This window comes from Variovorax sp., from assembly GCF_035634955.1.
Classification (GTDB): Bacteria; Pseudomonadota; Gammaproteobacteria; order Burkholderiales; family Burkholderiaceae_C; genus Variovorax.
In genome coordinates, this window is sequence record NZ_DASQBZ010000015.1 from 478,976 (window position 1) to 490,152 (window position 11,177).

The 11,177-nt window shown below is 69.2% G+C and carries 12 protein-coding genes; 7 read left to right on the forward strand and 5 right to left on the reverse strand.

Annotated features, from left to right (window positions below; genetic code table 11):
* The first annotated feature begins 2 nt into the window (after positions 1 to 2).
* Positions 3 to 602 carry a lipocalin family protein gene (locus tag VES41_RS07205; protein WP_324814811.1) on the forward strand — a complete coding sequence of 200 codons (600 nt, stop codon included), beginning with the start codon at positions 3 to 5 and terminating at the stop codon, positions 600 to 602.
* 37 nt (positions 603 to 639) lie between these two features.
* Here the strand turns inward: VES41_RS07205 and VES41_RS07210 are convergent, their stop codons facing one another.
* From VES41_RS07210 to VES41_RS07220, 3 genes are read right to left on the reverse strand one after another with little or no spacing between them, the layout of a single operon-like run.
* Positions 640 to 1,596: a LysR substrate-binding domain-containing protein gene (locus VES41_RS07210; RefSeq protein WP_324814814.1), complete on the reverse strand. Its 957-nt coding sequence runs from the start codon at positions 1,594 to 1,596 to the stop codon at positions 640 to 642.
* Positions 1,596 to 2,384 (reverse strand): alpha/beta hydrolase, encoded by a 789-nt coding sequence (locus tag VES41_RS07215; RefSeq protein ID WP_324814816.1) that lies wholly within the window; start codon positions 2,382 to 2,384, stop codon positions 1,596 to 1,598. The genes VES41_RS07210 and VES41_RS07215 overlap by 1 nt, the downstream gene beginning before the upstream one ends.
* Positions 2,381 to 3,355: a tripartite tricarboxylate transporter substrate binding protein gene (locus tag VES41_RS07220; protein WP_324814818.1), complete on the reverse strand. Its 975-nt coding sequence runs from the start codon at positions 3,353 to 3,355 to the stop codon at positions 2,381 to 2,383. The genes VES41_RS07215 and VES41_RS07220 overlap by 4 nt, the downstream gene beginning before the upstream one ends.
* Before the next feature lie 223 nt (positions 3,356 to 3,578).
* Between VES41_RS07220 and VES41_RS07225 the strand changes: the two genes are divergently transcribed.
* From VES41_RS07225 to VES41_RS07250, 6 genes are all read left to right on the forward strand, one after another.
* Positions 3,579 to 4,568, forward strand: coding sequence for a tripartite tricarboxylate transporter substrate binding protein (locus VES41_RS07225; RefSeq protein ID WP_324814821.1), 990 nt, complete (start codon positions 3,579 to 3,581; stop codon positions 4,566 to 4,568).
* 31 nt (positions 4,569 to 4,599) lie between these two features.
* The gene (locus VES41_RS07230) at positions 4,600 to 5,667 is read left to right on the forward strand and encodes a mandelate racemase/muconate lactonizing enzyme family protein (RefSeq protein ID WP_324814824.1); all 1,068 of its coding nucleotides are present in this window, start codon (positions 4,600 to 4,602) and stop codon (positions 5,665 to 5,667) included.
* Positions 5,668 to 5,721: 54 nt separating this feature from the next.
* Entirely contained in the window at positions 5,722 to 6,498 is a 777-nt protein-coding gene (locus VES41_RS07235; RefSeq protein ID WP_324814828.1) for an enoyl-CoA hydratase/isomerase family protein, read from the forward strand.
* 70 nt (positions 6,499 to 6,568) lie between these two features.
* Entirely contained in the window at positions 6,569 to 7,786 is a 1,218-nt protein-coding gene (locus tag VES41_RS07240) for an acyl-CoA dehydrogenase family protein (RefSeq protein ID WP_324814830.1), read from the forward strand.
* Between the two features lie 104 nt (positions 7,787 to 7,890).
* Complete coding sequence (locus VES41_RS07245; RefSeq protein ID WP_324814832.1) at positions 7,891 to 9,120, forward strand: CaiB/BaiF CoA-transferase family protein; 1,230 nt, start codon at positions 7,891 to 7,893, stop codon at positions 9,118 to 9,120.
* Positions 9,120 to 9,737 (forward strand): glutathione S-transferase family protein, encoded by a 618-nt coding sequence (locus VES41_RS07250; RefSeq protein ID WP_324814835.1) that lies wholly within the window; start codon positions 9,120 to 9,122, stop codon positions 9,735 to 9,737. The genes VES41_RS07245 and VES41_RS07250 overlap by 1 nt, the downstream gene beginning before the upstream one ends.
* An 11-nt stretch (positions 9,738 to 9,748) precedes the next feature.
* Here VES41_RS07250 and VES41_RS07255 read toward each other — a convergent pair whose 3' ends face one another.
* Both VES41_RS07255 and VES41_RS07260 read right to left on the reverse strand, forming a co-directional pair.
* Positions 9,749 to 10,570, reverse strand: coding sequence for an amidohydrolase family protein (locus VES41_RS07255; protein WP_324814837.1), 822 nt, complete (start codon positions 10,568 to 10,570; stop codon positions 9,749 to 9,751).
* Positions 10,567 to 11,139, reverse strand: coding sequence for a carboxymuconolactone decarboxylase family protein (locus VES41_RS07260; protein WP_324814840.1), 573 nt, complete (start codon positions 11,137 to 11,139; stop codon positions 10,567 to 10,569). Before VES41_RS07260 ends, VES41_RS07255 begins: the two co-directional genes overlap by 4 nt.
* Positions 11,140 to 11,177 lie beyond the last annotated feature (38 nt).

Below are 11,177 nucleotides of genomic sequence, written 5' to 3' on the forward strand. Positions count from 1 at the left end.
TCATGGCGCGGCGCGAAATGATTCATCCGCGTGCGCGTGGGCGCCGACGGACAGGGTTGCCGGCAGGCAATGCCTGCCTGGGGCTGTTGCTTCTGGCGGCGAGCGTGGCATTGGTCGGCTGTGCCAGTTCGCCCGACCGCAAGCTGGCGCCCCTGGCTCTCGCGGACCATGTGGACCTTCCTCGCTTCATGGGCGACTGGTATGTGATCGCAAGCATCCCGACGTTCCTGGAAAAAGGGGCGTACAACGCGCGGGAGCATTACAGGCTGGAGGCCGACGGCACCATCGCCACGACCTTCACCTTCAATGCGGGGGCCTTCGACGGACCCTTGCGCACTTACGAGTCGCGAGGGTTCGTGATCGACGAGCGGTCCAATGCCATCTGGGGCCAGCAATACGTCTGGCCGGTGAAGGCCGACTACCGGATCGCCTACGTATCCGACGACTACACGCAAACGGTGGTCGCACGCGAGAAGCGCGACTATGTCTGGATCATGGCGCGCACGCCTCGCATCTCGGAAGAATCGCTTCGCCGCTTGAGCGCCTTCGTCGCCAGCCAGGGCTACGACCCCGCGCTGCTCGTGCGTGCGCCAACGCGTTGACTGGCGCCGTGGCCCAGGGGCCGGAGTGTCGGCAAGCTCAGGTGCGCCACATTCCCTGTCGCGCCATCTCGCGGACGATGTGCACGAGATGCCCGGCCACCGCGGTCACGGCGCGCGATGGCCCCTTGGCCTTGGCGAAGGCCATGGCGACCGTGCGCTGGAACGGCGGCTCCTCGATGCGCGCGGCCTGCAGCTTGCCTTCCTGGACCTCCTGCCAGACGGCATGCAGCGGCAGCACCGTGTAGAGGCGCTCCTGCGCCGTGAGCTGCTTCTGAAGCGGCAGCGAATCGGCCTCGATCACCGGCGCCAGCGCAATGCGCGCCTGCCGTGCCCCGGCGTCGAGCGCGGTGCGCAGCCCGTTCGGAGCGCCGGGCAGTATGAACGGCAGCCCGTTGAGGCTGGCGAAGGGCACCGCGCCCGCGGCGGTCAGCGGGTCGTCGGCCGGGCCGATGAGGTAGCTGTCTACGGTGGCCAGCGATTCCTCGTGCTCCGGCAGCGTGGGCCCGTAGCGGTAGAGGATGGCAATGTCGATGCGCGCGTCGGTCAGCCATTCCTCGACCTGGCCGCTGGATCCTTCCAGCACCCTGAGGCTGACGCCGGGGTAGCGGCTGCGCAATTCGGCGAACAGCCGGCCGATCAGGATGGTGCCGATCGAGGGCAGGCTGCCCAGCGTGACCGTGCCAGCCGGCTCGCGCAGGTCGGCCCGGATGTCCTGCTCCAGCGCCTGGGCCCGCTCCAGCAGCGCCTTGACCTGCGGGAACAGCCGCTGCCCGGTCTCGGACAGCTCCACGCCCCGGCCGGTGCGGTTGAACAGGCGTGAACCGCATTCGCGTTCGAGCGCGTTGACCTGGCGGCTGAGGAAGGACTGGTTGCTGTCCAGGAAGAGGGCCGCACGCGTCAGGCTTCCCAGTTCCCCTATCGCGACGAACGACCGCCATTTCTGGAGATCCGAAGCGAGACCCAGTTCGAAGTCCGTGGCCTTTGACTTGTGCATCAGGCCGGATTATCGACTTGGCGTGCCCATTCGGCGATGGCCTGCGCCACCGCCTGCGGCTGCTCGGGCACCAGCGCATGGCCGGCGTTGGCGATCACCCGCACCGACACCCGGTGGTGGCCCAGCACGTCGGCCAGTTCCCGGCGTGTCGGCGGCGGACGCCAGGCGTCCTGCTCCCCCTGGAGGTCCAGCACGGGCGCGTGGCTGCGGCCGAACCAGTCGTCCCGGGGCGGGTGCTGCGCCGCCCGGCGGTAGGCGGCCCGCCATTGCGGGTGCCAACCCTGGAGCCAGGAGCGCGGGTCGTTGCCAGGGGCGAACATGCAAAGGCGCAGCGCCTCGAGACGTGCCGGCTCGGCGCAGGTGGGGTCCGAGGCGATCGCCAGAGCCTGCGGCATGCCGGCCGGGAATTGCCGGGCGGCCGCGCCTAGCACCACCACCCCGCGCACGCACTCCGGGTGGCGCAGGTCGGTGACCCGGGCGACCCAGTGCCCATAGGCATGGCCCACCACGATCGCCGGGGCGGCGCCCAGCTTCTCGATGACTCCGGCAACATCCGCCGCCAGCGTTTCAAGCGTCATGCCTTCGGGCGGGTCGCTGCTTCGGCCCATGCCGCGCGGCTGCGGACGCAGCACCCGCAAGCCCCGGTCTGCCAGCAGCTCGGCCAGCAGGTCGAAGTCCTCCGAATCACGCAGGGAGGAAGGAAGCAGCACCACCGCCGGCCCGGCGCCCTCGATGATCACGTCGATGTGCGCCGGACCCAGTTGCAGCAGTTCGCGCCGCCGGTTCATTCGAGCGTCGCGCCGGAAGTCTTGACGATCTGCGCCCACTTCGGTATCTCGCTGCGGATGAGCGCCGCGAACTCGTCCGGCGAGGACGTCGCGGGCTCGATGCCCAGCGCCGTGAGCTGCCGCCTCATGCCGGCGTCTCCCATGGCGCGGTTCACGGCCGTATTCAGTTCGGCCACCACGTCGCGCGGCGTGCCCGCGGGCGCCAGCACACCCAGCCAGTTGGAGACCTCGTAGCCGGGCAGTCCCGCTTCAGCCAGCGTGGGAACCTGCGGCAGCGCCGCCATGCGCGTGCGCGAGGTCACCCCCAGGGCGTGCACGCGGCCGGCCTTGATCTGCTCCTCGTACACGGTGAACGAATCGAAGGTCATGTCGACGCGCCCGGCCAGCAGGTCGGTCAGCAGTGGTGCGCTGCCCTTGTAGGGAACATGCAGGAGGTCGACATCGGCAAGCCTTTCGAACAGCGCGCCCGAAAGGTGGCTCGAACTGCCGTTGCCGGCCGACCCGTAGGTGAGCTGGCCCGGCCTGGTCCGCGCCAGCGCCACCAACTGGGCGACTGTCCGCGCGTCGACCGATGGGCCCACCACGAGCACGCGCGGCGTGATGTGCGTGAGCGCGACCGGGGCGAAGTCCTTCAGGGGGTCGTAGCGAAGCTTCGGATAGAGGGCCGGGTTGATGGCCTGCGTGCCCATGGTGCCGAACAGCAGCGTGTAGCCGTCGGCCGGCGCGCGTGCCACGATCTCGCACGCCATCGTGCCGCCCGCGCCGCCCCGGTTGTCGATCACGACCTGCTGCCCGAGTGCCTCGCCCAGGTGCTGTGCCAGGGTGCGCGCCATCAGGTCGGCCGCGCCCCCGGCCGGGAACGGCACCACCACGCGAAGCGGCCGCTGCGCGAAGCTCGACCATGCTGCCAGCGGGCTTGCGGCAAGGGCGATGCCGGCCAACAGGGCACGGCGGCGAATCGGACTGGGCATGGTCTTGTCTCCGAGCGTTTCGCGCCGACTCTAGGCGTTCGGACCGGGCCTGCCCATGCATGCGCCGGCATGGCTGCCTTGCAGGTTCGCCCAACCCGGCGCCTGCATAGCAGCCTTGCGCAAACGATGCATGGCTCGGCGGCGGTGCCGCTCCTAGACTGGCCGCACCATCAAGATCAAGACCGGTCGAAGACCGCGTCGAACCGCCACGAGAGACAACACCATGGCACTGACTCGCCGATCGCTTTCCGCCGCCCTCGCCCTGACGCTCGTCGGCGGTGGCATCTTCGTCACGACGGCCACGTCCGCGCGGGCCGAGGACTGGCCCGCCAAGCCCATCAAGCTCATCGTGCCCTATGCGGCTGGCGGGCCGACCGATGCCATCGCGCGCCTGCTGGCAACCAAGGTGGGCGCCACGCTGGGCAAGCCGGTGGTGGTCGACAACCGCGCCGGCGCGGGCGGCACCATCGGCGTCGATGCGGCCGTCAAGGCGCAGGCGGACGGCTACACCTTCGCCCTGATCGCGCCGGGGCCGCTGGCGGGCATGCCCAACCTGATGAAGACGCCCTACACGCTCGACGACATGCAGTACCTGACGCTGGTCGCGAAGATCCCCAGCGTGGTGGTCGTCAACAGCAAGTCCGGCATCGATTCGCTCGAGGCACTGGTCAGGAAGGCCAAGGCCGAACCCGGCAAGCTCAGCTACAGCTCGGCCGGCCCCGGCACCACGCCGCACATCGGCATGGAGATCTTGAAGGACCAGGCGGGCATCGACATCCTGCATGTCCCGTACAAGGGTGCCGCGCCCGCCATCACCGGGCTGCTCGGTGGCGAAGTGCAGGTTGCCATGGTCGACCTGCTGCCGGTGATGGCGCACGTCAACAGCGGCTCGCTCAAGGCGCTTGCGGTGGCCGCCACCTCGCGGGTGCCGCAGCTGCCCGACGTGCCCACCACCGCGGAGAAGGGGCTGCCCAACGTGACGATGGAAACCACCTACGGAATCATTGCGCCCAAGGGCGTGCCGGCAGCCATCTCCGCGCGAATGCGCGACGCGTTCGTCGCCGCGGTCGAGTCGCCCGACATGAAGCAGAAGTTCCTGCAGCAAGGCGCGCTGCCCATGACTTCCAGCGCCGAGCAGTACCAGCAGCTGATGCGGGCGGAGGCTTCCAAGTGGAAGGGCATCATCGACAAGGCCGGGATCACGCTGCAGTGAAGGCGCGCCCGTCCGCAATCGCAAGACGCACATGAAGATCGCCTCTGCCGACTTGCGGCCCTGCGTCCAGGCGCTCGCCGACCCGCAGTGGAAGTTCGCGCGCGCCCAGGTGCCTCGCCTCGAAGGGTGGGTGCTGCGCCTGGCCGACGATGACGGGCACGAGGGGCTCGGCTACTGCCACGCCATTCCTGCCATCTCCACCCACGGCGCCGGCGCCGAGGCCGGACTGGCCTTCCTGGCGCAGGGCCTTGTCGGACGGCCGCTGGACGACCTTGCCGGCACGATGGAGGAGGTGGATGCCACGCTGGCCTACCACCCCACCGTCAAGGCGGCCATCGACATGGCGCTGCACGACCTGCTAGCGCGCCGCCTCGGCGTGCCGGTCAACGTGCTGCTTGGCGGCCGGATGCGCGACGCGGTGGCGCTGTCGCGCATCCTGCCGATCAAGGCGCCGGACGAGATGGCGGCCATGGCCGAAAGGCTGGTCGCCGAGGGGTACCGCCAACTCAAGCTCAAGCTCTCCGGCGACACCGACCTCGACGTGCAGCGCATCGCAGCGGTGCGCGCCGCCGCGGGCGAGGGCGTGACGCTGACGCTGGACCCCAACCAGTCCTACCACGCCAAGCAGCTGATCGCCGCTTTCGGCCGCATGGAGCGCTACGGCATCGCACTGATCGAACAGCCCTTCCCCGCGGCCGACATCGCCGGCCTGGCCTTGCTGACCCGCACGCTGCCGGTGGCGATCGAGGCCGACGAAAGCGCGCAGAGCGTGCGCGACGTGTTCCGGCTGGTGTCCGAGCGCGTCGTGGACGTCATCAACCTGAAGGTCACCAACCTGGGCGGCATCCGGCGCTTCATGCAGGCGCTGCGGATCTGCGAGGCCGGCGAGGTAGGCTGCCGCGTGGGCGCCGCCTTCGGGCCCGCGCTGCTGCAGGCCATGAGCCTGCAGGCGGCGAGCGTGGTGCGGCGCCTGCCGTATGCCTGCGAGTTGTCGGAGCACCTGCACCTGCGGGACGATCCTTTCACGCCACTGCCGGTTCATGACGGCCGCTTGCGGCTGCCGCAGGGGCCCGGTTGCGGGGTGCGCTATGCGTCATGAAAGCCACTGGCGCCAGCGTGGCTGCCGTGGAATACGAACAAGGAAGCAAGAACCATGAATGACCTGACTCAGCTCGAAGTGCGCATCGATGATTTCGTCGCCACGCTCACCATGAATGCGCCGCCGGTCAACGCGCTGACACGCACGCTCAATGACGAACTGACGCTGGCGCTTGACCGCATCAGCGAGATGGACGAAGTGCGCGCGGTCGTCCTGACAGGCGCGGGCAAGGTGTTCTGCGCCGGCGCCGACCTCAAGGGGCGGGCTTCCGTGATCAAGGGGCCGGGCGACCTGCCCGCACATTCGCGCCGTACCCGCGAATGCTTCCACGCGATCCGCGAATGCGCCAAACCGGTGGTGGTCGCCATCAACGGGGCGGCGCTCGGATCGGGCCTGGCCATGGTGGCCTCGAGCGACGTCCTGGTGGCGTCCGAGAAGGCCTCGCTCGGCCTGCCGGAAGTCGACGTCGGCCTGCTGGGCGGCTGCCGCCATGCGATGCGCCTGTTCAGTCATTCGCGCTTGCGCCGCATGGCGCTCACCGGCATGCGGGTGGATGGCGCCGAGCTGTACCGGCTGGGCGTGGTCGAGGCTTGCGTGCCCCCCGATGAGCTGATGCCCAGGGCGCTGGAGATCGCCCGGACGATCGCCGCCAAGAGCCCCGTGTCGACGCGCATGGGCAAGCACACCCTCAACGTCATCGAGGACATGAGCCTGCGCGACGGGTACCGCTACGAGCAGGACATGACGGCCCAGATCGGCCGGACCGATGACGCCCGGGAAGCGCAGCGCGCGTTCGCGGAGAAGCGCGCGCCGGTGTTCACCGGCCGCTGAACTGTCGCGACGGTGATCGACAGGTGGCGCCGGCCCGAGTCCAATCGCGCTTTCGTCCCCAGGAGTTCCCATGTTCGCCGAACCATCCCCGAAGTCCGCCGAGTTGCTGCAGCGCCTGAGCGCCTTCTTCGACCAGCACATCTATCCCAACGAGGAGCGCTACCACCGCGAGATGGAAGCCTTCCGCCGGCAGGGAAATCCCTGGCAGGTCGTGCCCGTGATCGAGGAGCTCAAGCCGAAGGCGCGTGAGGCCGGGTTGTGGAACATGTTCCTCCCCCACCCTTATGAGGGACATGGCGGCATCTCCAACCTCGATTACGCGCCGCTGTGCGAGGTGATGGGCCGCGTCTCGTGGTCCGGCGAAGTCTTCAACTGCTCGGCGCCCGACACCGGCAACATGGAGACGCTGGAGCGCTATGGCACCGATGCGCACAAGCAGCAGTGGCTCAAGCCCCTGCTGGCCGGCGAGATCCGCTCCGCCTTCCTGATGACCGAGCCCGCCGTGGCCTCGTCGGATGCGACCAACATCCAGTGCTCGATCCGGCGCGACGGCGACCATTACGTCATCAACGGCCGCAAGTGGTTCTCGTCCGGCGCCGGCAGCCCGCGCTGCAAGATCTTCATCGTGATGGGCAAGACCGACCCGGATGCGCCGCGCCACGCGCAGCAGTCCATGGTGCTGGTGCCGCGCGACACCCCGGGGGTCACGGTCGAGCGGCACTTGTCGGTGTTCGGCTATGACGATGCCCCGCACGGCCACATGGAGGTGGTGCTGGAGAACGTCCGGGTGCCGGTGGAGAACATCCTGCTCGGCGAAGGCCGGGGCTTCGAGATCGCACAGGGCCGCCTCGGCCCCGGGCGCATCCACCACTGCATGCGCTCTATCGGCGCCGCCGAGCGGGCGCTGGAGCTCATGTGCGACCGGCTGCGCAAGCGCATCGCCTTCGGCAAGCCGCTGGCGGAACAGTCCATCTGGCACGAACGCATCGCCGAGTCGCGCTGCATGATCGACCAGGCCCGACTCCTGACGCTCAACGCGGCCTGGAAGATGGACACGGTGGGCAACAAGGTGGCCCGCGCGGAGATCGCGATGATCAAGGTGGTTGCGCCCAACATGTCGTGCAAGGTCGTGGACTGGGCGATCCAGGCCCACGGCGGCGGCGGCGTCAGCCAGGACTTCTGGCTGGCCGAGGCGTACGCCCACCAGCGCACCGTGCGCCTGGTCGACGGCCCGGACGAAGTGCACCGCAACGCCATCGCCAAGCTGGAGCTCGCCAAAGGCCGCTGAGCAGCGGTGCTATGCGCGCGGGCGCATGGCAGTGTTGTCGGCCGCCCGCTAGCCGGGCGGCGCGGCGATTCCGAGAATGCAGGGCATCAAGGAGATTCGCCAGAATGAGCACCGCCACCGGCCCGCTGTCCCATGTCAAGGTACTCGACCTCAGCCGCATCCTCGCTGCGCCTTGGGCCGGCCAGATCCTGGCCGACCTGGGCGCCGAAGTCATCAAAGTCGAGCGGCCGGGGGCCGGCGACGACACGCGCGGCTGGGGCCCGCCCTTCCTGAAGGACGCGCAGGGGCGCGACACGAAAGAGGCGGGCTACTACCTGGCCGTCAACCGCGGCAAGCGCTCCATCACGGTCAGCCTGGACAAGCCCGAGGGCCAGAAGATCGTCAGGGAACTGGCGTTGCGCGCCGACATCGTGCTGGAGAACTACAAGGCCGGAACGCTGGCGCGCTACGGCCTCGACGAGGCCTCGCTGCGCAAGGTCAACCCACGGCTGATCTATTGCTCCGTCACCGGCTTCGGCCAGACCGGCCCGCGCCGCGACCAACCCGCCTACGACTTCCTGATCCAGGCCATGGGCGGCCTGATGAGCGTGACCGGCGAGAAGGACGGCAAGCCCGGCGGCGGACCGCAGAAGGTGGGCGTGCCCATCGTCGATCTCATGACCGGCATGTATGCCGCCGTATCCGTCCTGGCCGCGCTGGCGCGGCGCGAGCACAGCGGAGTGGGCGACTCGATCGACATTGCGATGCTCGACGTGCAGGTTTCCACGCTGGCCAACCAGGCCATGAATTACCTGGTCTCGGGCAAGGTGCCGCGCCGCAACGGCAACGCCCATCCCAACATCCAGCCGCAGGACGTGTACGCCTGCGCCGATGGCGACGTGATCCTGGTGGTGGGCAACGACGGCCAGTTCACGAAGCTGTGCGAGGTCTTCGACCAGCCCGGATGGGCGACCGATCCGCGATTCGCGACCAACGCCCAGCGCGTGCGCAACATCGGCGAACTGTCGGCGCTGCTGCGCGACCAGTTTCTGGAATGGGAGCGCGACAAGCTCATCGCGGCGCTCGACGCGGCCGGCGTTCCCTGCGGGCCGATCAACTCGGTGGCCGACGTCTTCAAGGACCCGCAGGTGAAGGCGCGCGAGCTGCTTCGCCACGTGCCGCACCCGAACGGCGTGGATGCGCCGCAGGTCGCCAGTCCGATGCGCTTCGGCGGCCAGGCGCTGCCAGCGGGCAGCGCGCCCCCGCTGCTGGGCCAGCACAGCGACGCGATCCTGGCCGAGCTGGGCTACGCGAGCGCAGACGTCGAGGCGCTGCGCAAGGCTGAGGTGATCTGATGTCCGGCTCCCTGACCCTGCATTGGTCGCCCAAGTCGCCGTACGTGCGCAAGGTGATGGTCTGCGCGCATGAACTCGGTCTCGTCCCCAGGCTGAACCTGGTGCGCTCGGTGGCCGCCATGCTCAAGCCGAACCCCGCGATCATGGCCGTCAATCCGCTGTCCAAGATCCCGACACTGGTGCGCGAGGATGGCTCGGCATTGTCCGACTCGGTGGTGATCTGCGAATACCTGAACGCCATGGCCGGCGGACCGCTGTTTCCCGCCGAGGGCGAGGCGCGCTGGCAGGCGCTGCACTGGCACGCACTCGGCGACGGCCTGCTCGACGCGCTCATCCTGTGGCGCAACGAGCGCGAGCGCCAGATGCCACTGCAGCCGCTGGTCGATGCATTCGAACTCAAGACGCGAGCCTCGCTGCAATGGCTGGACGCGCAGGCACCTGCACTCGAGGCGGCGCCGCTCTCGATCGGCCAGATCACCGTCGGTTGCGCGCTCGGCTACCTCGACTACCGCTTCGACGCCTTCGGCTGGCGGACGCAGGCGCCCGCCCTGGCACGGTGGTTCGCCGGCCTGTGCGAGCGCCCGTCGTTCAGGGCGACGGAGCCTGCCGACGGCTGACGCGCGGCGCCTCAGCGGTAGAGGTGCTCCGCGTTGGTGCTCAGGACCTGGCGCACCAGCGCCTCGCTGTCGGCCCATTCCATGAACATGTCGAGCAACTGCACCGGGTCTGGTGCCGGCGTCACCCGCAGGTGCGGCCAATCGCTGCCCCAGACCAGACGCTCCGGATTGACGTCAACCATCTTCTCCTGGAACGCCCGCCCGACGCCCCAGTCGCTTTCGTTCAGCAGGTTGCGATAGGCGCACAGCTTGATCCACACCTTGCCGGTTTCGAGCAGCGCGAGCAGCGCCCGGAAGCCGGGGTCGTCGACACCCGCCTTCGCATCGAAGCCGCCCATGTGGTCGATCACGACAGGCACGGGCAGCGCGCGCAGCCGAGGGGCAATGGCCTCGATCGCGGCGCAGTCGGTCCACAGCTCCGCATGGAGCCCGGCATCGGCGAGCTGCGGCGCCAGCGAGAACAGGTCGTCCAGCGAAGCGCTGCCCGCGAAGTTGGAACCGGCGCCGCTGCGATGGCTGAAGCGGGCACCGCGCACGCCCCGCGCCCGCAGGCCGGACCATGCCAGGGGACTGCCGGGCCGCACCACGATCACCCCGCGCAGCGAAGGCTGCGCCGCCAGCGCGTGCAGCAGCAGCGCGTGGTCGTCGCCATAGGCGCTGGGATGCACCAGCACGCCGTTGGTCAGGCCCAGGCGGCGCAGCAGCGCGATGTACTGCGGCTCGATGGCCTCTGGTGGCGTGTAGCTGCGCTCGGCCGCCAGCGGGAAGCGCTCGTACGGCCCGAACAGGTGGGCATGGCAGTCCCAGCTGCCGGGCGCGCCGTCCGTCTTCATCCCAGATCCTCGTGCTGCGGCAGCGCAAAGGCCGGTTGCACGCCATCGGGCAGCGGGATCTCGTGGCAGTTGAGCGTCATGGCGACCATGGTGTAGTAGCCGACCAGGGCGGTGAGCTCGACCACCGTGCGCTCTCCGAATCGCGCCAGCACTGCCGCATAGGTGGCATCCGAGACCGACTTGTCACGGTTCAGCTCCACCGCGTAGCGCCAGATCAGCGCATCGTCCTGCGACATGCCGGGCGGCTCGGCCTGTGCCAGCAACGCCTCGATGATGGAGGGCTCGATGCCGGCCTTCTCGCCCTCGATGCGATGCGCATACCACTCGAAGGGAGAGCGGCATGCGCGTCCCGTCACCAGGATCGCGATCTCGGACAGCCGCGGCGGAAGGGATGTGTCGTAGCGCAGCAATGCACCCAGCGCCTGCCAGCGGTCCGCGAGCTCGGCGTTGTGCAGGACGGCCCGCAACGGGCCCTGGATCTTCCCGCGCGGGCCCGAAACGATCTTGTCGTACACCGCGCGCTGCGCGGTGTCCATGGTGGCGGGGGAAGGAAGTGAGATGCGAGGCATGGCTGGTTCTCGATGTGGGCCGACCCGACGGCCGGCGT